The organism is Aquimarina agarivorans, from assembly GCF_000218485.1.
GTDB classification, from domain to species: Bacteria; Bacteroidota; Bacteroidia; order Flavobacteriales; family Flavobacteriaceae; genus Aquimarina; species Aquimarina agarivorans.
The window spans coordinates 66,462-88,859 of record NZ_AFPB01000168.1; the positions used below are offsets into that span (position 1 = coordinate 66,462).

The 22,398-nt window shown below is 34.4% G+C and carries 22 protein-coding genes; 13 read left to right on the forward strand and 9 right to left on the reverse strand.

Annotated elements, in window-relative coordinates; translation table 11 throughout:
- Positions 1-11: 11 nt before the first annotated feature.
- Together GMC_RS0114095 and GMC_RS0114100 are read right to left on the reverse strand one after the other, a co-directional pair.
- Positions 12-341, reverse strand: a complete 330-nt coding sequence (locus GMC_RS0114095; RefSeq protein WP_010522758.1) for a MerR family transcriptional regulator — start codon at positions 339-341, stop codon at positions 12-14.
- Between the two features lies 1 nt (position 342).
- Positions 343-1,320, reverse strand: coding sequence for a M23 family metallopeptidase (locus GMC_RS0114100; protein WP_010522759.1), 978 nt, complete (start codon positions 1,318-1,320; stop codon positions 343-345).
- A 139-nt stretch (positions 1,321-1,459) separates the two neighbouring features.
- On the opposite strand from GMC_RS0114100, the gene alaS reads away from it, so the two are divergent.
- Positions 1,460-4,090 carry an alanine--tRNA ligase gene (alaS, locus tag GMC_RS0114105; protein WP_010522760.1) on the forward strand — a complete coding sequence of 877 codons (2,631 nt, stop codon included), beginning with the start codon at positions 1,460-1,462 and terminating at the stop codon, positions 4,088-4,090.
- A gap of 50 nt (positions 4,091-4,140) precedes the next feature.
- Positions 4,141-5,100 (forward strand): GSCFA domain-containing protein, encoded by a 960-nt coding sequence (locus GMC_RS0114110; RefSeq protein WP_010522761.1) that lies wholly within the window; start codon positions 4,141-4,143, stop codon positions 5,098-5,100.
- Positions 5,101-5,242: 142 nt separating this feature from the next.
- Here GMC_RS0114110 and GMC_RS23030 read toward each other — a convergent pair whose 3' ends face one another.
- The 5 genes from GMC_RS23030 to GMC_RS0114135 form a co-directional block, all read right to left on the reverse strand.
- Positions 5,243-5,413 (reverse strand): DUF2158 domain-containing protein, encoded by a 171-nt coding sequence (locus GMC_RS23030; RefSeq protein ID WP_010522762.1) that lies wholly within the window; start codon positions 5,411-5,413, stop codon positions 5,243-5,245.
- A gap of 318 nt (positions 5,414-5,731) precedes the next feature.
- Positions 5,732-6,067 (reverse strand): single-stranded DNA-binding protein, encoded by a 336-nt coding sequence (locus tag GMC_RS0114120; protein WP_010522763.1) that lies wholly within the window; start codon positions 6,065-6,067, stop codon positions 5,732-5,734.
- Positions 6,068-6,596: 529 nt separating this feature from the next.
- A complete protein-coding gene (locus GMC_RS0114125) occupies positions 6,597-7,439 on the reverse strand; it encodes an N-acetylmuramidase domain-containing protein (protein WP_010522764.1) in 843 nt (280 codons plus the stop codon).
- A 39-nt stretch (positions 7,440-7,478) separates the two neighbouring features.
- Positions 7,479-8,255: an alpha/beta fold hydrolase gene (locus GMC_RS0114130; RefSeq protein WP_010522765.1), complete on the reverse strand. Its 777-nt coding sequence runs from the start codon at positions 8,253-8,255 to the stop codon at positions 7,479-7,481.
- Positions 8,252-9,544 carry an aminopeptidase P N-terminal domain-containing protein gene (locus GMC_RS0114135; protein ID WP_010522766.1) on the reverse strand — a complete coding sequence of 431 codons (1,293 nt, stop codon included), beginning with the start codon at positions 9,542-9,544 and terminating at the stop codon, positions 8,252-8,254. Before GMC_RS0114135 ends, GMC_RS0114130 begins: the two co-directional genes overlap by 4 nt.
- Before the next feature lie 304 nt (positions 9,545-9,848).
- Here GMC_RS0114135 and GMC_RS0114140 point away from each other — a divergent pair, with 304 nt between their 5' ends.
- The 8 genes from GMC_RS0114140 to GMC_RS0114175 all read left to right on the forward strand — a co-directional run bounded on the left by GMC_RS0114140 (position 9,849) and on the right by GMC_RS0114175 (position 18,251).
- Complete coding sequence (locus tag GMC_RS0114140; protein WP_010522767.1) at positions 9,849-10,250, forward strand: DUF2721 domain-containing protein; 402 nt, start codon at positions 9,849-9,851, stop codon at positions 10,248-10,250.
- A 9-nt stretch (positions 10,251-10,259) separates the two neighbouring features.
- Positions 10,260-11,708 carry a PAS domain-containing sensor histidine kinase gene (locus tag GMC_RS0114145; RefSeq protein ID WP_010522768.1) on the forward strand — a complete coding sequence of 483 codons (1,449 nt, stop codon included), beginning with the start codon at positions 10,260-10,262 and terminating at the stop codon, positions 11,706-11,708.
- Positions 11,709-12,087: 379 nt separating this feature from the next.
- Positions 12,088-13,581 (forward strand): class I tRNA ligase family protein, encoded by a 1,494-nt coding sequence (locus GMC_RS22365; protein ID WP_238528016.1) that lies wholly within the window; start codon positions 12,088-12,090, stop codon positions 13,579-13,581.
- Positions 13,473-15,041, forward strand: coding sequence for a class I tRNA ligase family protein (locus tag GMC_RS22370; protein ID WP_238528017.1), 1,569 nt, complete (start codon positions 13,473-13,475; stop codon positions 15,039-15,041). The genes GMC_RS22365 and GMC_RS22370 overlap by 109 nt, the downstream gene beginning before the upstream one ends.
- Before the next feature lie 5 nt (positions 15,042-15,046).
- Complete coding sequence (locus GMC_RS0114155; RefSeq protein WP_010522769.1) at positions 15,047-15,307, forward strand: SemiSWEET family sugar transporter; 261 nt, start codon at positions 15,047-15,049, stop codon at positions 15,305-15,307.
- Positions 15,308-15,697: 390 nt separating this feature from the next.
- A complete protein-coding gene (gene ald, locus GMC_RS0114160; RefSeq protein ID WP_010522770.1) occupies positions 15,698-16,828 on the forward strand; it encodes an alanine dehydrogenase in 1,131 nt (376 codons plus the stop codon).
- 64 nt (positions 16,829-16,892) lie between these two features.
- Positions 16,893-17,591: a zinc metallopeptidase gene (locus GMC_RS0114165; RefSeq protein ID WP_010522771.1), complete on the forward strand. Its 699-nt coding sequence runs from the start codon at positions 16,893-16,895 to the stop codon at positions 17,589-17,591.
- Positions 17,592-17,849: 258 nt separating this feature from the next.
- On the forward strand, positions 17,850-18,251 hold the full coding sequence (locus tag GMC_RS0114175) for a DUF423 domain-containing protein (protein ID WP_010522773.1): 402 nt from the start codon (positions 17,850-17,852) through the stop codon (positions 18,249-18,251).
- Between the two features lie 81 nt (positions 18,252-18,332).
- Here the strand turns inward: GMC_RS0114175 and GMC_RS0114180 are convergent, their stop codons facing one another.
- Both GMC_RS0114180 and GMC_RS0114185 read right to left on the reverse strand, forming a co-directional pair.
- A complete protein-coding gene (locus GMC_RS0114180; protein WP_010522774.1) occupies positions 18,333-19,079 on the reverse strand; it encodes a uroporphyrinogen-III synthase in 747 nt (248 codons plus the stop codon).
- A gap of 24 nt (positions 19,080-19,103) precedes the next feature.
- On the reverse strand, positions 19,104-19,760 hold the full coding sequence (locus tag GMC_RS0114185) for a DUF4271 domain-containing protein (protein WP_040472561.1): 657 nt from the start codon (positions 19,758-19,760) through the stop codon (positions 19,104-19,106).
- Positions 19,761-19,903: 143 nt separating this feature from the next.
- Here GMC_RS0114185 and GMC_RS0114190 point away from each other — a divergent pair, with 143 nt between their 5' ends.
- From GMC_RS0114190 to GMC_RS0114200, 3 genes are read left to right on the forward strand one after another with little or no spacing between them, the layout of a single operon-like run.
- Positions 19,904-20,629: a polyprenol monophosphomannose synthase gene (locus GMC_RS0114190; RefSeq protein ID WP_010522776.1), complete on the forward strand. Its 726-nt coding sequence runs from the start codon at positions 19,904-19,906 to the stop codon at positions 20,627-20,629.
- The gene (locus GMC_RS0114195; protein WP_010522777.1) at positions 20,626-21,969 is read left to right on the forward strand and encodes a dihydroorotase; all 1,344 of its coding nucleotides are present in this window, start codon (positions 20,626-20,628) and stop codon (positions 21,967-21,969) included. The genes GMC_RS0114190 and GMC_RS0114195 overlap by 4 nt, the downstream gene beginning before the upstream one ends.
- Complete coding sequence (locus GMC_RS0114200) at positions 21,969-22,394, forward strand: DUF4296 domain-containing protein (RefSeq protein ID WP_010522778.1); 426 nt, start codon at positions 21,969-21,971, stop codon at positions 22,392-22,394. Before GMC_RS0114195 ends, GMC_RS0114200 begins: the two co-directional genes overlap by 1 nt.
- Positions 22,395-22,398: the final 4 nt, after the last annotated feature.

The window sequence follows — 22,398 nt, forward strand, 5'->3', positions numbered from 1 at the left end:
AGTGTTTTTGTTTACAGACTCGCTTTTAATTCCAATAACGATGCCTTAATAGCATTCAATTTACGAATTATATCAAAATTTTCCAGCGTTTCGTTTTGATGAGACTTTAAATACGTTTTTGCCCCTTCTAATTTGTAACCACGTTCTTTAACTAAATGATAGATTAATTCTATTTTTTGGATATCCTCCTTAGTAAAGTAACGAACTCCGTTAGTATTCTTTTTGGGTTTAATTACAGAAAATTCCTTTTCCCAAAAACGAATTAGGGAAGCATTTACATTAAACGCTTTTGCAACCTCACCAATACTGTAATACAATTTTTCGGGTAGGTTAATGTGCATATTAATCTAAAGATTGGTTTACTTCACGCGATTTCTGTAGCAAGGTAGCAAACTCCTGTGCAGAAAGGTTGCCGTAATAGAAGTTTATTGGATTGATTCGCTTGCCATCTTTAAAAACTTCGTAATGTAAGTGTGGTGCTTGTGATCTTCCTGTGCTGCCTACAAAGCCAATAACATCACCTCGTTTTACTTTTTGTCCTTTTTTAACATTATACTTATAAAGGTGTGCATATAATGTTTTGTAACCATAACCATGTTCAATACGAATATGATTTCCGTATCCCGATGATCGACTATCCGCTCTGGTAACCACACCATCGCCTGTAGCAAAAATTGGGGTTCCCCTTGGCGAACTAAAATCCATACCACGATGCATTTTTCGCACTTTGGTAAAGGGGTCACTTCGCATTCCGTAACCCGAAGCCATACGCTTTAAATCTTTATTTTGTATGGGTTGTATGGCTGGTATGGCTGCCAGTAATTTTTCCTTTTCTTTAGCTAACACAGCCACCTCATCCAACGATTTCGATTGGATAGCAATTTGTTTTGCAATTTGGTCTACCCGTTGATTGGTTTCTTTAATCAATTCTGAATTTTCAAAACCATCAAATTTATTATACCTGTTCACCCCTCCAAAACCAGCTTTACGCTGCTCTTCGGTAATTGGTTCTGCTTCAAAATACAATCGGTAAATGGTATTATCACGATCCGCTATTTCATTAAGTACTTTTTCCTGTCGATCCATTTTGTTGTTCAGCATTTTATACTGCAACTTCATGTTTTCCAGCTCCCTTCGGTATTTTTTCTCCTTAGGTGTTTCAATTTTAGGAATACTATAATAGGTAATTAATAATACAAATGAGGCCAAAAACAAACCAATAAGACTAAGTAACGCAATTCCCAATTTGCGTCCTTTTTTAGGTTCAATTTTTCGGTACGATAATGTTTCGCTGTCGTAGTAGTATTTAACCTTTGACATAATTTAAATTATACTATTTTTGCACTTGCCTAGATGGCTAATTATTTAGAGTTTAATTTTCAAAGATACTAAATTTGTAATGAAGCATTAATTTCATTATAAATTCAATGAAAATTGCTAAAAACAACACCCTTTTTACATGAAATCACAAGAGATCCGTAAACAGTTTCTGGAATTTTTTGAATCAAAAAAACACAGCATAGTGCCCTCAGCCCCAATGGTAATTAAAAATGATCCAACGCTGATGTTTACTAATGCCGGAATGAATCAGTTTAAAGAATTCTTTTTAGGCAACGGAACCCCTAAAAATAATCGAATTACTGATACTCAAAAATGCCTTCGCGTAAGCGGAAAACATAATGACTTGGAAGAAGTGGGAATGGATACCTACCACCACACCATGTTTGAAATGTTGGGGAATTGGTCTTTTGGAGATTATTTTAAAAAAGAAGCTATACAATGGGCCTGGGAACTGCTCACTGAAGTATACGGTATTGACAAAGACATTCTTTACGTTTCAGTGTTTGAAGGTGCCGATGATGATGGATTAGGTTTGGATCAGGAAGCCTTTGATTTATGGAAAGCGATTGTTCCTGAGGATCGAATTATAATGGGAAATAAAAAGGATAACTTTTGGGAAATGGGTGATCAAGGCCCCTGTGGTCCTTGTTCTGAAATCCATGTAGATATTCGTTCTGCCGAAGAAAAAGCTAAGGTTTCGGGTCGTGATTTAGTCAATATGGATCATCCGCAAGTGGTTGAAATTTGGAATTTAGTTTTTATGCAATTTAACCGAAAAGCAGACGGCTCACTGGAAAAATTGCCCGCACAACACGTAGATACCGGAATGGGATTTGAACGTTTGTGTATGGTGTTGCAAAATGTAAAATCCAATTACGATACCGATGTGTTTACACCGCTTATTCGCGAAATTGAAACCATAACGAATTCCGTTTACGACAAAAACTCTTTACCGACTAATGAAAATGGAAAGGTAAGCGTTGCCATACGTGTAATTGCCGATCATGTCCGTGCCGTAGCTTTTTCAATTGCCGATGGGCAATTACCTAGTAACAATGGAGCAGGTTATGTAATTCGTCGTATTTTACGTAGGGCCATTCGTTACGGATTTACATTTTTAGATACTAAAGAACCTTTTATTTACAAATTGGTTGATACGTTAAGTAGTCAATTAAGTAAAGCATTTCCTGAGTTAAAAACACAAAAAAACCTTATTGTAAATGTGATTAAGGAAGAAGAAAATTCATTTCTGAAAACATTAGACCAAGGCTTACTATTATTAGATCAAATTATTGAACAAACTAAAGGCAATACCATTTCTGGTGAAAAAGCTTTCGAATTATATGACACCTTCGGTTTCCCTATTGATTTAACTGCACTTATTTTAAGTGAAAAAGGATTACAATTGGACGAAGCTGGCTTTAAGGCCGAATTGCAAAAACAAAAAGACCGCTCCCGCGCCGCAGCAAAAATATCAGCTGGTGACTGGGAAGTAATAGGCATAGAAAATAATGAAGCCTTTATTGGTTATGACCAGCTTACCGCTGAAGTAAACCTAACGCGTTACCGAAAGGTAATTAGTAAAAAAGATGGCGAATTATTTCAATTGGTATTTAATCAAACGCCATTTTATCCCGAAGGTGGAGGTCAGGTAGGTGATAAAGGTTATCTGGAAGCCGCTAATGGCGATGTGGTATACATTATTGATACCAAAAAAGAGAACAACCTCATCATCCACATTGCTAAAAACCTTCCTAAAAATATCAACGGAACATTTACTGCTGTTGTTGATTCCAAACAGCGTACTCGTACCGCATCCAACCATTCGGCTACGCATTTATTACACCAAGCTTTACGTAGTGTCTTAGGAACACATGTGGAACAAAAAGGATCCATGGTACACAGTGGAAATTTACGTTTTGACTTTTCTCATTTTTCAAAAGTAAGTACTAACGAATTACAAGAAATTGAAAATTTTGTCAATGCACGCATAAGGGAAAAACTTCCGTTAGAAGAAAATAGAAATAATACCTATGACAATGCCATTGCTCAAGGTGCCATAGCTCTGTTTGGTGAAAAATATGGCGACACCGTACGTTCCATCCGCTTTGGTAAATCAATGGAATTATGTGGCGGAATTCACGTACCAAACACTGCCGATATTTGGCATTTTAAAATTACTGCCGAAAGTGCCGTGGCATCAGGTGTCAGAAGAATTGAAGCCATTACCAGCGATGCTGCCAAAGACTATTTTGCTACGCAAGCAAAAGCTTTTAGCGAGGTAAAAGCGGTATTAAAAAATGCAAAAGATCCAGTAAAAGCAATTACCAGCTTGCAAGATGAAAATAACAGTCTCAAAAAACAAATTGAGCAATTATTAAAAGAAAAAGCAGGAAATTTAAAAAACGAATTAGCCACACAGTTTACTGAAATCAACGAAGTACAATTTTTAGCTAAAGAAGTAGACTTGGATGCGCAAGGTATTAAAGATTTATGTTATGATTTGGGTAATGATCGCAACAACGCCTTTATCATTTTTGGAAGTGCTCAAAACGGAAAAGCCTTACTAAGTTGTTATATTTCTAAAGACTTAGTGACTAACAAAAAACTAAATGCCGGACAAATTGTTCGCGAGCTAGGAAAACACATCCAAGGTGGTGGTGGTGGACAACCATTTTTTGCCACCGCTGGGGGTAAAAATCCTGATGGTATCGCTAAAGCTTTAGAAGAAGCTAAAAATTATTTGTAGCGCATTTTAAAAGTCCTTGGAAATTTCTAGGGACTTCTTATTTATCCCAAATGAATCAGTTTTTTACCACGTTACCACCAAAAAAACAAACACCTGATATCAACTATGCTTCAAAAGTGTTATTGATGGGGTCTTGTTTTGTGGAAAATATCGGTCAACGCTTAGAATACCACAAATTTCAAACGAAAGTAAATCCTTTCGGAATTATTTTTCATCCTGTGGCTTTAAACAATTTAATCAAGCGTGTTATTGAGCAAAGGTTATTTACTGAAAAGGATATTATTTATCAAAACGAACAATGGCATTGTTTTGAAGTGCATTCAAAACTAAGTAATCCCGATAAAAGTGAGTTTGTTTCCTTGCTTAATAAACAGATTATAGACACTTATAATTGGATCACTACTGCAAGCCACATTGTACTTACTTATGGTACTGCCTGGGGGTATACAAGAAATCATACAATTGTTGCTAACTGCCATAAAATTCCTCAAAAGGAGTTTACTAAAACAATCACTCCAATAGACCAATTAGAAAATGATATCACGGAATCTGTAAATTTGCTAAAAAAATTAAATCCGACTGCCGCTGTTCTTTTTACGGTTTCTCCGGTACGTCATTTAAAAGATGGTATTGTAGCAAACAATCAGAGTAAGGCACATTTACTTAGTGCTATTCATTCAGTAATTAACAAAAATGCAGATACCCATTACTATCCCGCTTATGAACTGGTTGTGGATTGTTTACGTGATTATCGTTTTTATACCCCTGATTTACTACACCCTAATGAAACGGCTATTGATTTTATATGGGAACATTTTACGGCAACTTACATGCATGATGATGACACAAAAAAAACAATTAAACAAGTTATAGAAATTCAACGTGGATTACAACACAAAGCTTTTAACCCAAAAAGCGAAGCGCATAAAAAATTTATGGCTTCGCTACATGCTAAAATCACTAGAATAACTCGTGATTTTCCTTTTATGAAGTTTTATCAAATTCCATAAAATCTAATCGTTATATAATTCAAATCACAGTCTGGATTATCTTTAAATACTTTCAGAATTTATCTTGATCAGTATAGTTCTACTTAATGTATTTGGTGTAATTTTACTAACCTATTTTTTATCAATACTGTTGTTTTTTTGACTAAACATTAATTTTCCTCAAAGCACCTTTATTAATTTTGACAGTATCAATTGAATTACCATCTGAATTATACCACCTACATGTAATTATAGGTTCTTCAACCCTACTTACGGTCATTTGTGGACTGCCAGAATTTAATTTTACGATATCTCCTATTCTAAAATTTTCCATAATAAATACAATATTTCATAAAACACTAAATATCAGTAATTTAAATTTATGCTGCAAATATTATTTTATTTTTTAGCATTAAAGCAAATGTAATTTTTGTTTAATGAACTAAACCCAATTAATGCTTCAGTTTCTAGAGAAGTAAACGCCTATTTCAAACACTAACGTAAACTGGGTTTTTTAATTTGACTATAGTGATGCTAAACTAAAATTAAGAGAACACTAGTATTTATTGTATTTCACAACCCCATAACTAAGTTCTAATACATAAAGCAAGCTAATACAAAATTGACTACTCTTTACTATGTATTTTTAATGCTATTTTGTACCCAAAAGCTGAAGTTCATTGACTACTATTTCTGTAATGTATCTTTTTTCACCCTCTTTGGTTTCGTAAGTTCTGTTGGTTAGTTTCCCCTCTACGGCAACTTCCTTTCCTTTTTCAAGGTACTTTTCAATAACTTCCGCCGTTTTTCCCCAAGCAACCACGTTGTGCCATTGCGTTTCCGTGATCACTTCACCGTGTGTATTTTTATATTTTTCGTTTGTAGCCATACTAAATTTTGCTAGTTTTTTTCCACTATCTAAATTTATTATTTCTGGCGCTTGACCTAAATTACCAATCAACTGTACTCTGTTTCTTAATGAACTCATGATTTTATTTTTAAATTACGATAACCTTATGATTACCAACAATGCAAACATAGCATGAGCATCAAAAAATAAGTGGTTGGTAAAAGTTTACTTCCGTTTGTAGTCGTTTGTTGTCGAATAATTCACTTTAGCTATTTGCCTTAATAGATTTATATCGCAATACTCAGAACACCTATAATTCAAAGATCAGAGGATATGAAACTTGCTTATACCGTTTACGACAGTAATTTTTAATTTGAAGATTCTTTAAAGCTTGATACTTCACGCCGAAGCTAAAGCCAGAAATTTTTTCTTTTTGTCCAAATAAGAAATTTCTATTTTAATAATTTGAACTAAGAATTAAGGTTATTTCATATTATTAAAGTCGTCTTTACCAGGAAAATAAATATGGTTATGGAATTGATGAAAATTTTATGCTTTTAAACTTTTCAATTCGTCGAACGAAAGTAATGGAAAATTACTTTCTGAAAGCTAAAAAACTTCAACTGTATTTTGCAACTACATCAACAATCAAATTATAAAAATGTAATTAGAATGCTACATACTTTTTATAAGCTTTATCAAGCTTGATATCGTATTTATTAGCCCGAAATCCACTTCCGTTGTATCCTTCGGCAAACTTTGTCCAATTTTTTGTTCTTGCCCACTCCAATAGTGTGTTTCCTTTAAATTTTGTAACCTCTAAAAACTTGCCGAAAGCTTTTAAGTGTGCTCTTTCATGCGTGTACATTTCAGATACAAAATGATCCACACTTTCATACCCCAAACTTTCATAGTGGTATCCCATAATTTGAAATGCTCCCCACGAAGCCGAAGCAAAAGCGGCTTCATGTACTGCAGGAATGTTGGACAACCCAGCTGCCTTTTCCAATCGGATGTATTCTCCTGCTCCCCCTTTGTAATATTTTTTGGTCCATTTAGCGTAAAGGATATCTTTAGTTTGCTCATCGGAAAACAGCAATGGATCAACTCCTTTAGTCTTCAACTGTCTCCAAAACACATGACCCTCAAACAATATCCTTGGTTTGCCGTTTACCAGAAATCCTTTTCCGCTACTTTCTATTTCATTTACTGCCTTAACAATAGCGACTTCCAAATTATAGCTTTTTGCAAAACGAATAATGTCACCTTCTGCAAGTAATTTATCATTAAAAGCAACTAAGTCTTGTTCTTTTTCTATTAGTTTTGACCAGGTTTTAACCCCCACAATTCCATCGGCCACTAAGTGATTTTTTTGTTGAAAATCAATAATGGCTGCATGGGTATCTTTTCCAAAATAATTGGATATATAAACGTTGTAGCCTATTTTCACTAAAATTTCTTCCAAAAAATAAACTGCTTCTCCGCGAGAACGATAGCGTAATGTTTTCATAAATGTAGTGTTGAACCCAATTTTAATGTATGTAACATCCTATTTTTGTAAAAAATCCAGTAATTTTTCATTTAATTCTGCCGTAGCCTCCATGTGAGTCATATGCCCGCCATTAATTGCTACAAACTTGGAGCCTGTTAACTCAGCTTCGGCAAATAACTTTTTGCTCGACAAAATAGGGTCATTTTTTCCAGCAATTATTAATTTTTTACCTTTAAAATAACTTAATACCTTAGTTTTGCTTAACCTATCCCTCATACCCATCAATGCAGCTTTTATCCCTTCGGAAGAAATTTTTTGGGCTTCAGCAATTAATTTATCAACTTTTTGACTATGCAGTTTTTTAAATGATTCCGCAAATAAGTTTACAATCCCCATTCGTATGTAAACATCTTTTTGTTTATCAATAACGGCTATAGCCCTATCTCTGTTGGCTTTTCTTTCTAAAGAATCTGCATTACTTGTGGAGTTGAGTAATACCATATGTGTTGCCATAGTACTGCATATTTGTATAAGTGATAACGCTACATATCCTCCCATAGAATGACCTATCACCGCAAATTCATTTATTTTTAGATGATGTAGTACTGCTTTGACTGCTTCAGCTTGCATTTCCATAGAATGCAGAAAACACAAGTTTCCAGTTTCTCCATGACCTAATAAATCAATACAAATGTTGGTAAAATGATTATCAAAAAAAGGAATTTGGGTATCCCAGACGTTTCTATTTTCTAAAAAACCGTGTAACCACACAACAGTAGGACCTTTTCCAGAAAGGGTATATCCAATTTCAATATTTTTATACGCTATTTTCATGAATTCATTAATGCTTCAATTTCCTCCGCTTCAATAGGTATGTTTTTCATCAAATTCAGTGGCGCACCTTCTTTTTGTATGACTACATTATCTTCCAAACGAAATCCCATTTTTTCTTCAGGAATATAAATACCTGGTTCAACCGTTAATACCATATTTGCTTGCATCGGTTCGGATTGTAACCCATAATCATGCGTATCCAGTCCCAAAAAGTGAGACGTCCCATGCATAAAATATTTTCGGTAAGCCGGCGCCTCTTTTGGTGCATTTTTAATATCAGTTTTATCAAGTAATTTTAAATCTATTAAAGCCGAAGTGATTAGTTTTGTAATTTCAGCGTTGTACTCTTCCCATATTAAGCCTGGGGTTAGCAAATTTGTACATTCCTTTTTTACATTCAGTAAAGCGTTGTACACTTCTTTTTGCCTGTTGGTAAATTTTCCTGATACAGGAACAACTCTTGTAAGGTCGCTTGAATATTTGGCGTATGCAGCAGCAGTGTCCATTAATATCACTTCGCCGGCTTTGCACTGTTTGTTATTTTCAATATAATGCAACACATTGGCATTTGTTCCGCTTGCAACTATTGGTGTGTATGCAAACCCATCGGCTCTATTTTTAGTGAATTCATAAATAAGTTCAGCTTCAATTTCATATTCCCAAACACCAGGGCGAATCATGCCTAAAACTTTTCTGAAACCAATTTCGGTAATATCACATGCTTGTTGAATTTTTTCAATTTCCTCAGGTTCTTTAACAGCACGCAACTGGTGTAAAATAGGATTACTTTTTGCTACACTATGCGCAGGATATTTCTTTTTACACCATTCAATAAAACGATCCTCACGTGTTTGTGTTTCTACATTAGCTCGGGCGTGTTCATTTGTATTAAAATATATGGTGGATGCTTCCGCAAGAAGTAAGGCAAGGATCTTATAAAAATCGTCCAACCAATACACTGTTTCAATACCAGACCGCTCGGTAACCTCAGCTTTGGTAAGCTTTTTACCTTCCCAAATAGCAATATGCGCACTTGTTTCCTTAACAAAAGCAATTTCTTTATGTTTTTCATTTTTAGCATCAGGAAATAATAATACGATACTTTCTTCCTGGTCTAAACCACTTAAATAATAAATATCTCTGTGCTGTTGAAATGGCAAGGTACTATCTGCACTAACGGGATAAATATCGTTACTATTAAAAATAGCCAAACTATTGCTTTTCATTTGGGCAATAAACTTTTTTCTATTTTTTATAAATAGTGAAGCTGTTGCAGGATTATATTTCATTTAATTGATTATAAGTGATTTGTAAATTTACGTTAATCTAGTAACTTTAAATTAATAATTAATGGTGACTTATTTCAATTTTGAAGACGAAATTGCTAGGATTAACGTTTTAATAACAATCTTTGAATTAAAAACAGTTAATTTATTTTAAGACAAAAAATAAAAGTTAAATCTTACAAATTAAATATTAAAAAAATCATAATTATGCATTTTATCCTATTTATTTGCCTTTTAACTATTAAATAATGTATTTTTGCAAAATAATTTTTTGTTTAAGAGACCAAAATTATAACAACCTTTTTCTATGATTTTAGAAATGAGCATACCTGCTTTACTATTTCCTGCTATTTCTTTGACAATGCTTGCTTACAATGCACGTTATTTGGCTATAGCTGCATTGATAAGAAAATTACATAAAGAATTTATTAGTAGTAATTCTAAAAGTATTGGAATACAAATTAATCAACTAAGGAAACGTTTATACTTAATTAGGAATATGCAAGCAACAGCAATATTAAGCTTTTTAGGAGCTGTAATTACTATGAGCTTTTTATATGCTGAAATGAATAATGCAGCAAATTTTGTGTTTGGTTTAAGTCTGATTGCTTTAGTAATATCGCTTACTATTTCGTTGATCGAAGTCCAACTATCCACAAAAGCTTTGTCAGTTCAATTAAACTCTTTAGAGGAAAACAAAACTTATTAAGCCCCTATTATGCTCGCAAACAAACTATTTGAAAATACGTTGAAAAAATTTGATATAGGTTACTGGGAACTAGGAAAGCTTTTACCTGACGATAAATGGTCCAAGGAGTTTTACAATAATCTCAAATTAGATATTGACACTGTTAAGCCTTCGATTACTTTTTTTAAAAATGAAATAATTCACCCCGAGGACTATGATTTTTTTGATAAAAACTACAATAATTACCGTATCAATAATTTAAATTTCAGACAAAAGATCCGACTTAAAGATTCCTTTGATACCTATCAGGAATTTATATGTTATACGGCTGATGAAGCTCCGGTAAACATTAAATCGGACACTAAACTATTATTTTTTCAAAAAATAACCGAGTTTAACGAATCTAGCAATCCTTTTCATTATCAGGAAACCGCTGTAATGTCATCCACAGGGAGTTGGTTTGTCGATTTTAAAAACAAAAAGAGCTATTGGGATCCCGAAGCAAAAAAAATTCTTGGTTATCCTGAAGATTATGAACCCTCCTTAAGCAAGTCTCATTTATATTATACTAAAGATTGCCGACAGCAAGCCGCAAATTTATTTTTATCCTGCTCTACTACTGGAAAACCTTTTGATACTGAAATTAAAATGCTCACCAATGAGGGGGAAGAAATTTGGGTACGCTCAATTGGAAAACCAATACATGACACCAATCATAAAATAATTGGTATAAAAGGTGTTTTTCAAAATATAAATGAGGCTAAAAAGAGAGAGTTAACACTTCAAAAATCAATAAATATCATTGCTTCTCAAAATAATAGGCTATTTAATTTTGCGCATATTGTATCGCATAACCTGCGTTCGCATTCAAGTAATTTAAGCTTACTTGTACAACTTATTGAAAGCGTTGAGGATCCAACCGAACGAGGCGAACTCATTGGAGAGGTTAAAAATATTGGCGAAAATTTAAATACAACCATTGAACACCTTAATGAAATTGTAACCATACATACCAATAAAAAGCAAAAGCGAAAGGATATTTATTTTAAAGACACTTTGTTATTAGTAACAAATTCTATTCGAAATATAATTAGCAGCGGAAATGCTTCCATTACTTCTGATTTTACTGAATTTCCGCAAGTACGTTATATTGCTGCCTATTTAGAAAGTATTATCCTTAACCTGATTACTAACGCAATTAAATACAAGCATCCAGAGCGAGACACTAAAATACATTTAAAAACTGGTAAAGATGAGGTGAACAAAGGGGGTTACCTTAAAATAACTGATAACGGTATTGGTATTGACTTAGCCACATTTGGTGATCAACTTTTTGGAATGTACAAAACATTTCACAACAATACCGACGCTGTAGGCATTGGCTTATTTATTACAAAAAACCAAATTGAATCTTTAAATGGCAGCATAACGGTGCAAAGCGAAGTTGGGGTTGGAACAACGTTTACCATATCCTTTTAATTTCTTTAATAAATAATATATAAGGTGTGACCTTAAACCTTAATATCGTATTGTTTTTAATCCCAAAGTCCACAAGGAAATTTTTAAGTTTTAATCTTCCTTTGGTTAATTTTTTGTTTGAAAACTCAGCTATTTAAATTGTAGATTTAGTTTTTTGAACATACAAATTCCCACAATAAGTTCACTAAAATTTTTACTATTCACCTAAATCGGTGAAAATTATTGTAAATACAATGGTTTTTTTTCTGTTGCAATAGTTTCTTTTTATCCAGAAATAGTCACAAAAATTAACATAAAGATTTTAACAAAACCATTTATCTCATATAAAGTTTTAAGACTACCTAAAAATTGTAAATTTGCCACATTCAAAATTCAATCCATGAACTACGATTTTAATGCCATTGAAAGTAAGTGGCAAAAATATTGGGAGCAAAACCAAACTTTTAAAGCAAGCAATACTAGCAAAAAACCAAAATACTATGCTTTGGACATGTTTCCTTATCCCTCTGGAGCAGGTTTGCATGTAGGCCATCCACTAGGTTATATTGCCAGTGATATTTATGCGCGTTACAAGCGCCATCAGGGTTTTAATGTTTTGCACCCGCAAGGATATGATTCTTTTGGATTGCCTGCTGAGCAATATGCCATTCAAACAGGACAGCACCCAGCCATTACAACAGAAACCAACATTAAGCGTTACCGCGAACAGTTGGATAAAATAGGGTTTTCGTTTGATTGGATTCGCGAGGTACAAACAAGTAGTCCGGAATATTATAAGTGGACACAATGGATTTTTGGTGAGTTGTTCAACTCATGGTACAATATTGAAACTGATAAAGCGGAAGCCATTGATACGCTTATCGCGAAGTTTGAAATCAGTGGAAACTTAAAAGTAAATGCCGTATGTGATGAAGATATTGAGGTGTTTTCCGAAATAGAGTGGAAAGTTTTTCCAATAAAAAAACAGCAAGAAGTTTTACTACAATACCGTTTGGCATATTTGGCTGAAACGGAAGTGAACTGGTGTCCAGCTTTGGGGACGGTTTTGGCTAACGACGAAATCATAAATGGTCTTTCCGAACGAGGTAGTCACCCTGTGGTGCGTAAAAAAATGACCCAGTGGAGTATGCGTATTTCTGCGTATGCGGAACGTATGCTTCAAGGTTTAAATGGATTGGATTGGACCGAAAGTATTAAAGAAACACAGCGTAATTGGATTGGGAAATCGGTAGGTGCTTCGGTAGTGTTTGAAGTTCAGAATTCTGACAAAAAAATAGAAGTTTTTACCACCCGACCTGATACTATTTTTGGAGTCAGTTTTATGACTATTGCCCCAGAACATCCGTTAGTTGCTGAAATTACTACCAGTAAAAATAAAGTCGCAGTTACGGCTTATGTAGAAGCTACCGCAAAACGTAGCGAGCGTGAGCGTATGGCTGATGTTAAAACAATATCGGGTGTATTTACTGGAAGTTATGCGGAGCACCCTATCAGTAAAAAACGCATTCCTATTTGGATTGGCGATTATGTATTGGCCAGTTACGGTACGGGAGCGGTTATGGCAGTACCCTGCGGAGATCAACGCGACCATGATTTTGCGAAAAATTTTGACATACCAATCATCAATATCTTTAAGGATGTGGATGTGTCCGAAGCCGCTTACACCGATAAAGTCAATGCAATTATTGCAAATTCTGATTTTTTAGATGGCTTATCCCCTAAAGAGGCCACTAAAATTATAGTAAAAACATTAGAATCTTTAGGTTGCGGAAAAGGAAAACCAATTACCGTTTGCGTGATGCTGTATTTAGTCGTCAACGTTATTGGGGCGAACCATTCCCTATTTATTATGTGGATGGAATGCCGCAGTTGATAGCTACAACGCATCTACCTATAAATTTGCCCGAAGTTGAAAAATACTTACCTACCGAAGAAGGCGAACCGCCTTTAGGTAGAGCAACCACTTGGGCTTGGGACACGGAAGCCAACAAGGTAGTTTCCAACAACAATATTAACCATAAAACGGTATTTCCTTTAGAGTTAAACACCATGCCAGGTTGGGCGGGGAGTTCTTGGTATTTGTTCCGATATATGGATGCTAATAATACCACAGAATTCGCTTCAGCAGCAGCGTTACAGTATTGGAAAAATGTAGATTTATACGTAGGAGGAAGCGAACATGGTACGGGACACTTATTGTACAGTCGTTTTTGGACAAAGTTTTTAGCTGATAAAGGATACCTTTCGGTAGAAGAGCCTTTCCAAAAAATGATCAATCAAGGAATGATTTTAGGAACTTCTGCATTTGTGTACAAAGCAACACCTTTTGTAAAAAAAGGATGCAGTCTTGATGATGGTACTTCTGAGGATATCACCAAAAAGATTCCTTCAATTTTTGTATCAAAAAGCGCTTTTAGATCTGATGATGAGTTTGAAAAAGTAGTAATAGACTATTTGTTAGACAATAAAGTTATAAGCAGCCTAGATGTTGATGTCCTAGTTATTGCTAAAAGTGCTATTCATGTAGATGTTTCTTTTGTGAATGCTTCTGATGAATTGGATATAACTGCTTTTAAAAATTGGAGGGCGGATTTTAAGGAAGCTCAATTTATTTTAAATGATGAAAAATACATTGTAGGTCGTGAGGTTGAAAAAATGTCAAAATCAAAATTTAATGTAGTTAATCCCGATGATATTTGTACGCAGTATGGTGCCGATACCTTGCGTTTATATGAAATGTTTTTAGGTCCCTTAGAGCAAGCTAAACCCTGGAAGACCGCTGGTATTACTGGGGTGCATAATTTCCTTAAAAAAATGTGGAAATTATATGTGGGCGAAAATGGGGTGAAATTTACCGATGCAGCTCCTACCAAGGAAAATTTAAAAACGCTTCATAAAACCATCAAAAAAGTGGTGGAGGATATTGAAAACTTTTCTTTCAATACCTCGGTGAGTACTTTTATGATTGCTGTAAACGAATTAAGCGCTCAAAAATGTACCAGTAAAAAAGTTTTACAATCATTAGCCATACTCATTTCGCCGTACGCACCGCATATAGCAGAGGAACTGTGGAGCTTACTCGGTAATAATGAATCGATTGCTATAGCGACATTCCCGGTTTTTGAAGCTTCTCATTTAGTGGAAAGTGTTAAGGAATACCCAGTTTCGTTTAACGGTAAAATGCGTTTTAAACTGGAGTTGCCGCTAGATATGAGTAAAGATGAGATCGAAAAAATAGTCATGGCACATGAAAAAACTGCTAAGCAATTAGCAGGTCGTACACCTAAAAAGGTAATTATAGTTCCTGGTAAAATAATAAATATTGTAGGTTAATAGCTATGGAAACAAACCTTATTGAGTGGATTGGTAGTATTGCAGCCATTTTAACCACAGGTTCATTTTTGCCACAAGTATACCAAACATGGAAAACAAAGTCAACCGAAAGCTTGTCCTTGCCAATGTTTTCCATGTTTTTTACTGGGGTGTGTTTGTGGGTATATTACGCTTTTCGTATTGATAGTATGCCGCTTTTAATTGCGAATAGTATCACTGCACTGTGTTCAGGTATTCTTTTATATTTCAAATTAAAATACAAATAATACGTTTATCAGTTCGAGTATTTTTATGCAGCGATAGCGTAGTAAAAAAGTATCGAGAACCGCTTCATGGCCTTGCACAAACTAACATAAATAAAAATGTATTAAAAGCGGTTGTAAAGTACAAATTTGAATCTCTAAAAAGCTTTCTGTATTAAAAAAGCATTAAATCTTATAAATAAAAGCAAATTTTCTTAAAAACAGTCTCAATTTTTCCCCCTGATATTTCAGAAAAAAATAATTATTGATAAAATAAATAGAGGCATTGGTAATTATGAAACGACATTTTTTTCAAATTGTTAATATTCAAATCAATGATTAATTAATAATGTTAAAAAGCCAGTTAAATTTTTTGTAAATCTTTAATTTTAGGTTACAGTAAAATTTATTTCTATGATAATTGGAGTTCCTAAAGAAATTAAGAACAACGAAAACAGAGTTGGTCTTACACCAAGTGGCGTACTTGAGCTAATTAAAAACAATCATGAAGTTTTTGTGCAACAAAATGCAGGAAAAGCAAGTGGTTTTGAAGATCAACTTTACATTGATGCTGGTGCTAAAATACTCTCGACTATTGCTGAGGTGTACAGTACGGCTGAAATGATTATTAAAGTAAAAGAGCCTATTGAAAAAGAATATGGACTGATCAAAAAGGATCAAATTGTATTTACTTATTTCCATTTCGCCTCCAATGAAACGTTAACTAAAGCCATGATAAATTCGGGCGCTACATGTATTGCTTACGAAACTGTGGAGGAATCAGACCGTTCTTTGCCATTGCTTGTTCCTATGAGCGAAGTTGCCGGAAGGATGTCCATCCAACAAGGGGCTAAATTTTTAGAAAAGCCATTACAAGGAAAAGGTATTTTACTTGGAGGCGTTCCAGGGGTACCCCCTGCAAAAGTGGTTATTATAGGTGGTGGTGTAGTTGGTACACAAGCAGCAAAAATGGCTGCGGGTATGGGTGCTTCGGTCACTATTTTAGATATTGATATGAAACGTTTGCGCTATTTAGATGATGTAATGCCAGCAAATGTAACTACTGAATTTTCCAGTGCATACACTATAGAAAGTAATATAAAGACTGCCGATTTGGTCATTGGTAGTATTTTGATTCCTGGAGCTAAAGCGCCTAAATTAGTAACCAAAGAGATGTTGGCAAAAATGAGTGCTGGAACTGTACTTGTTGATGTGGCAGTGGATCAAGGAGGCTGTTTTGAAACAACAAAACCTACCACGCATGAGCACCCAACATATATAATTGATGATATTGTACACTATTCGGTTGCAAATATTCCGGGTGCTGTACCTTATACTTCAACATTAGCACTTACTAATGTAACTATCAAATATGCAGTGCAAATTGCTAATAAAGGCTGGCAAAAAGCTTGCGCAGAAAACAGTGCGCTAAAAAAAGGAGTTAACATAGTCGATGGTAAAATTGTATACCCAGCAATAGCTAATGCTTTTGGGTTTGCGTATGACGAAGTAGCTCCTATGTTACAAGCTCCAATTGTGGCGTAAACTGTAGCTTTTTTTCTGATAATGATAAAATCTTTTGTACATTTAGTATACAAAAGATTTTATCATGATTGGATATTATGTAATTGCTGGACTTATTTTTTTAGTAAGTTCATTTGTAAGTAACAAACTTAAAAGTAAATTTAAAAAATACTCCGAACTCTCCTTGCAAAATGGAATGAGCGGTGCTGAAATTGCCGAAAAAATGCTTCGTGACAACGGCATACGTGATGTTAAAGTAATTTCAACTCCTGGAATGTTGACGGATCATTACAACCCGCAAAATAAAACGGTTAATTTAAGCGAAGGCGTGTACCATCAACGCAATGCAGCTGCGGCTGCGGTTTCAGCTCATGAAGTTGGTCATGCTGTACAACACGCTCAGGCGTACCAATGGTTGCAAATGCGCTCTAAAATTGTGCCTGTAGTAGGTATAGCCAGCAAATTTTCTAATATTATATTAATGGTTGGTGTTGGAATGAGTGCCACCGGGAACGCTTTAGGAAATACCATTTTTTTAGTCGGTATATTATTATTTGCGGTTACTACTGCATTTACATTTATAACACTACCCGTGGAGTATGATGCTAGTAACCGAGCTTTGGCATGGTTGGAAAACTCGCCAGGAATGTTAAATAGGGAAGAGCATGCAGCGGCAAAAGATGCTTTAAAATGGGCTGCACGTACCTACTTGGTAGCCGCCTTAGGGTCATTAGCCACTTTAATGTATTTTGTGTTGCGCTACATGGGTAATTCCAGAGACTAGAATTTAAAACATACGCCTTGCAATTAAGTTGCTATGTTTATATACGCTCTTATATTGTTAAGTAATACTGGTTCTTATTTAAAATCACTCAAATAAAAATTTGATTTTTTTGTTTGGACAAGAAAGAAAACATAGGTGTAGCCTTAGTTATGGTGGTGTTTTATTTCTTGTCCAAACGAAAAAGAACCATTTTGAATGGGAAATTTAAGGTTGGAAATGGTATAAAGAAAGGAAATTCGCTAAAGCAGAAAATTAAACATGAATAAATCATCGAAAATCATTTTAGTAACAGCTGCTATTTTTGGTATACTTGGCGTAGTGCTTGGTGCTTTTGCTGCTCATGGACTTAGAACAATACTTACCGAAGCACAATTGGAGTCATTTCAAACGGGTGTGCGATATCAATTTTACCACGCCTTTTTATTGCTTTTTGTAGGAGTTGCTGATTTTTTATCAGCAAAGCAACTACAGATCATCTGGATGCTCACATTAACGGGGGTGGTGCTTTTTTCAGGTTCAATTTACATACTTAATCTTGATGAATATATTATTGGCACAAACGTAAAAGCTATTGTATTTGCTACGCCTATCGGTGGGGTGTTTCTAATAGCTGCCTGGTCTTATATGCTAATGAGTTTGCTTAAAATTAGTTCCGAATAACTGCCTCTAAAACAATAAAAGCTCACCAAAAATGATGAGCTTTATTATTCAAATAATATTTTATTAATGTGAGTAAAAGGTTTATTTCTTATTTACTTCATTAATATACTTTTTTAACGCCATTGTCATGGAAGGTGTTTCAGGCGTTGGTGCTTGTATGTTACACACTAAGCCATGGGCTTCAGCGGCTTTTATTGTTGAGTTTCCAAAGACAGCAATACGCGTTTTGTTTTGCTGAAAGTCAGGAAAGTTTTCAAACAATGATTTTATTCCCGAAGGACTAAAGAATACTAACACATCGTAAAATACATCACGTAGTTCAGACAGATCGCTAACTACCGTTTTGTAAAAAACAGCTTGTTTCCAATTTACTTTTAAATCATCTAACATTTTTGGCACTGCTGGCTTTAATTGGTCAGATGAAGGTAATAAAAACTTTTCGTTTTTATATTTTTTAATAAGTGGGGATAAATCATCAAAAGTTCGCTTACCAACGTAAATTTTACGTTTACGGTACACTACATATTTTTGTAAGTAATAAGCAACCGCTTCGCTTTGACAAAAATATTTTAAGCTATCAGGAACTTTAAAACGCATTTCTTCAGCTATTCTAAAAAAATGGTCAACCGCATTTCTGCTTGTTAATATAATGGCAGTAAATTGGCTCAAATCTATTTTTTGATTTCTAACCTCTTTAGATTCAACCCCTTCAACATGAATAAATGGAACAAAATCTATTTTAACACGTTGTCTCTGCTCTAATTCAAAATATGGTGAATTCTCCACTTTAGGTTCTGGTTGAGAAACCAAAATCGTTTTCACTTTCATAGACTCTAATGTTTTCGTCATAAATTAACAACTTATTCTAACCCAATAACAAGCTAGAACGTAGGGGGCTATTTCAAAGGTGCAAAGGTACAAAATAAAATAATATGGAGCCGCATAAAATAAACTTCTATTGTGGCTAATTATAAGCGTAATAGCAAGTAAGAATAATAATACACTTGTTATAATCACGGCATAACTGAGGAGCAATACATTATTAGTATTAAATACAAGTACTAATAATACAGGAAAGCATAAAATGCTATAATAATTCGCATACGTCTGTTTTTCAAACATATAGTATGTTAATTGGTCTCCAAGTTTAAATGCAAGGATGATCGTTTTTTGCAATAAAAATTTGCTCCCGAAAAAGACGAGGTATGCAATCAAAATCTTTAAATAACAGGAAAAAATCAGTGCATCAAATTTTTTTAAATGATATAAAATTACTTGAATAACTAATGGAATAATGAGCACTTGAAACAGTGTTAGCACTGTAAGTATGCTTTTTCTCGAGCTATCTGAATTATGGATTTTTACATACTTATCGGTAACTAAAAGTAGCATAAAGTTTTTAAAATGATACCCATTTATTTTTTTTGCAATTACTAAGAGACTAAATGCAACAAAACAAATTATCGTAATCCAATCGTGCGATGAAATATGCCTAAGTGAAACTTCCAAAAATAAAGATTTGTAATTTTAACCTTCAAAGCGGGTTAGTTATACAAATGTAAATCCAAATTATAAGTTAATGCTAATTCTAGTACAAAAATCTAGTTTTAGTTTTAATTGCTATAATTATCTTTGATGCAAATTTAGTATAAATGCTCAAACCACTTGTAATTGTACCCACGTACAACGAAATTGAAAATATTGAACTTCTCGTCAAAGCTGTGTTTGAGCTTCCTGTTATGTTTGATTTACTTATTGTTGATGACAATTCGCCCGATGGCACAGCAACAATAGTTGATAACCTCATGCCGCAATACCCAGACAGGCTGTTTTTAGAAAATCGAAAAGGAAAATTAGGTTTAGGAACTGCCTATATTCATGGATTTAAATGGGCTTTGCAGCGTAATTATGATTATGTTTTTGAAATGGATGCTGATTTTTCTCACAACCCAAAGGATTTGGTAAAACTTTATGATGTGGCTGTAAATCAGCAAATGGATATGGTTATTGGATCCAGGTATGTAAAGGGGGTAAACGTAGTTAATTGGCCAATGAGTCGTGTGTTATTGTCTTACGGGGCATCAAAATACGTGCAATTTATTACAGGAATGCCCATAAAGGATACTACCGCAGGATTTGTTTGTTATTCGCGTAAGCTTTTGGAGCAAATCAACTTAAATAATATTAAATTTGTGGGATATGCTTTTCAAATAGAAATGAAATTTAAAGCGTACATAAAAAATTGCGCTTACAAGGAAATTCCTGTGATTTTTACCGACAGAACCAGAGGAAATTCAAAAATGTCAAAGGGAATTATTTCCGAAGCTATTTTTGGTGTAATACAAATGAAACTAAATAGTATTTTTAATAGAAGATGAGTAAAATTCTTATAAAAAACGCCAAAGTTGTTAACGAAGGTCGTATAAATGAATATGATGTGTATATTGAAAATGGTGTTTTTGTAGAAATCAACGAAAGTATCAGCGTCAAAAACGGCGAAATTCAGGTAATTGATGCCGAAGGAAAACATTTATTGCCAGGCATGATTGACGATCAGGTGCATTTTAGAGAGCCTGGGTTAACCCACAAGGCAGATATTGAATCTGAATCTAGGGCTGCTATCGCCGGAGGGATTACCTCATTTATTGAAATGCCGAATACCGTACCGCAAGCCACTACAATTGAACTTTTAGAAGATAAATTTGACATTGCTAGTCAATCTAGTTATGCCAATTACTCCTTCATGTTTGGGGGAACTAACGATAATTTAGAAGAAATATTAAAGGTTGATCCTAAAAAAGTGGCTGCTTTAAAATTATTTTTAGGCTCATCCACCGGAAATATGTTAGTGGACGACCCTGATGTTTTGAAAAAGATATTTGCTTCAACGCCACTATTAATTGCAGTACATTGTGAGGACGAGGGTACAATCCGTAAAAATTTGGCTAAGCACATTGAAAAATATGGTGATGATATTCCAATTCATTTACACCCTGTTATTCGTAGTGAAGAGGCTTGCTATTTATCCTCATCGCAAGCCATAGCCTTAGCGAAGGAAACTGGAGCCAGACTGCATGTATTTCATTTATCAACTGCTAAGGAATTAGCGCTTTTTAATGGTAAGCTTCCGCTAGAAGAAAAAAAGATTACTGCTGAAGTTTGTGTGCATCACTTATGGTTTAATAGCGATGATTACGATATTAAAGGCACACATATTAAATGGAATCCGGCTGTAAAAACTGAAAAAGACCGAAAAGGCTTGTTAAAGGGGTTGTTGGATAATAAAATTGATGTGATTGCTACGGATCATGCGCCACACACCTTAAAGGAAAAGAGCAATGTGTACACCAAAGCACCATCGGGCGGACCATTAGTGCAACATGCATTAACCGCATTGCTGGAATTTTACCACAAAGGCGAACTTACGTTAGAAAAAATTGTTGAAAAAGCCTGCCATAATCCAGCTATTTTATTTGAAGTTGAAAAACGTGGATACATTAAAGAAGGTTATTATGCCGATGCTGTTTTAGTAGATTTAAACGCCCCGTGGCGTGTTTCCAAAGACAATATTTTATACAAATGTGGTTGGTCTCCTTTTGAGGATACTACTTTTACTTCGCGCATTACACATACGTTTGTAAATGGTGAATTAGTCTATCATAATTTTAAAATTTTAGATAAACCTAAACAAGGAAAACGCCTAACATTTAACCGTTAATGAAAAAACTGATTAGCATAGTTGCCATTTGGACGTTGGTAAGTTGCCAAAGTGTGGAACAATTTCCTGTACCTGAAAAACTTCTTTCCGAGGATTTAATGGTTACTATGCTAGTGGATATGACGCTTTTAAATGCCATGAAATCCGTATCCAGGAAAGAACTGGAGGAATCTGGCATTTACCCTAAAGAATTCATGTGTGCCAAATACGATATCAATTCAGATGTTTTTAAGGAAAACACCAAATATTACTCTAACGACTTAAAAAATTACGAAAAACTCTTTCAGCGTGTAGCTGATTCCCTTGAAATTCGCACTCAGAAAATTGATGCCATTGTTAAAAAAAGAGAACAGCTTTTTGCGAAAGAAGATTCATTAAAATACAGTAAGATTAGTGATTCAATTAATAATCTTTTGGAGGATTGAAATG

What these genes read in the sequence shown, in the direction of transcription:
- GMC_RS0114095 (WP_010522758.1), bottom strand. Translation starts at nt 341, where the DNA reads ATGCACATTAACCTACCCGAAAAATTGTATTACAGTATTGGTGAGGTT.
- GMC_RS0114100 (WP_010522759.1), bottom strand. Translation starts at nt 1,320, where the DNA reads ATGTCAAAGGTTAAATACTACTACGACAGCGAAACATTATCGTACCGA.
- alaS (WP_010522760.1), top strand. Translation starts at nt 1,460, where the DNA reads ATGAAATCACAAGAGATCCGTAAACAGTTTCTGGAATTTTTTGAATCA.
- GMC_RS0114110 (WP_010522761.1), top strand. Translation starts at nt 4,141, where the DNA reads ATGAATCAGTTTTTTACCACGTTACCACCAAAAAAACAAACACCTGAT.
- GMC_RS23030 (WP_010522762.1), bottom strand. Translation starts at nt 5,413, where the DNA reads ATGGAAAATTTTAGAATAGGAGATATCGTAAAATTAAATTCTGGCAGT.
- GMC_RS0114120 (WP_010522763.1), bottom strand. Translation starts at nt 6,067, where the DNA reads ATGAGTTCATTAAGAAACAGAGTACAGTTGATTGGTAATTTAGGTCAA.
- GMC_RS0114125 (WP_010522764.1), bottom strand. Translation starts at nt 7,439, where the DNA reads ATGAAAACATTACGCTATCGTTCTCGCGGAGAAGCAGTTTATTTTTTG.
- GMC_RS0114130 (WP_010522765.1), bottom strand. Translation starts at nt 8,255, where the DNA reads ATGAAAATAGCGTATAAAAATATTGAAATTGGATATACCCTTTCTGGA.
- GMC_RS0114135 (WP_010522766.1), bottom strand. Translation starts at nt 9,544, where the DNA reads ATGAAATATAATCCTGCAACAGCTTCACTATTTATAAAAAATAGAAAA.
- GMC_RS0114140 (WP_010522767.1), top strand. Translation starts at nt 9,849, where the DNA reads ATGATTTTAGAAATGAGCATACCTGCTTTACTATTTCCTGCTATTTCT.
- GMC_RS0114145 (WP_010522768.1), top strand. Translation starts at nt 10,260, where the DNA reads ATGCTCGCAAACAAACTATTTGAAAATACGTTGAAAAAATTTGATATA.
- GMC_RS22365 (WP_238528016.1), top strand. Translation starts at nt 12,088, where the DNA reads ATGAACTACGATTTTAATGCCATTGAAAGTAAGTGGCAAAAATATTGG.
- GMC_RS0114155 (WP_010522769.1), top strand. Translation starts at nt 15,047, where the DNA reads ATGGAAACAAACCTTATTGAGTGGATTGGTAGTATTGCAGCCATTTTA.
- ald (WP_010522770.1), top strand. Translation starts at nt 15,698, where the DNA reads ATGATAATTGGAGTTCCTAAAGAAATTAAGAACAACGAAAACAGAGTT.
- GMC_RS0114165 (WP_010522771.1), top strand. Translation starts at nt 16,893, where the DNA reads ATGATTGGATATTATGTAATTGCTGGACTTATTTTTTTAGTAAGTTCA.
- GMC_RS0114175 (WP_010522773.1), top strand. Translation starts at nt 17,850, where the DNA reads ATGAATAAATCATCGAAAATCATTTTAGTAACAGCTGCTATTTTTGGT.
- GMC_RS0114180 (WP_010522774.1), bottom strand. Translation starts at nt 19,079, where the DNA reads ATGAAAGTGAAAACGATTTTGGTTTCTCAACCAGAACCTAAAGTGGAG.
- GMC_RS0114190 (WP_010522776.1), top strand. Translation starts at nt 19,904, where the DNA reads ATGCTCAAACCACTTGTAATTGTACCCACGTACAACGAAATTGAAAAT.
- GMC_RS0114195 (WP_010522777.1), top strand. Translation starts at nt 20,626, where the DNA reads ATGAGTAAAATTCTTATAAAAAACGCCAAAGTTGTTAACGAAGGTCGT.
- GMC_RS0114200 (WP_010522778.1), top strand. Translation starts at nt 21,969, where the DNA reads ATGAAAAAACTGATTAGCATAGTTGCCATTTGGACGTTGGTAAGTTGC.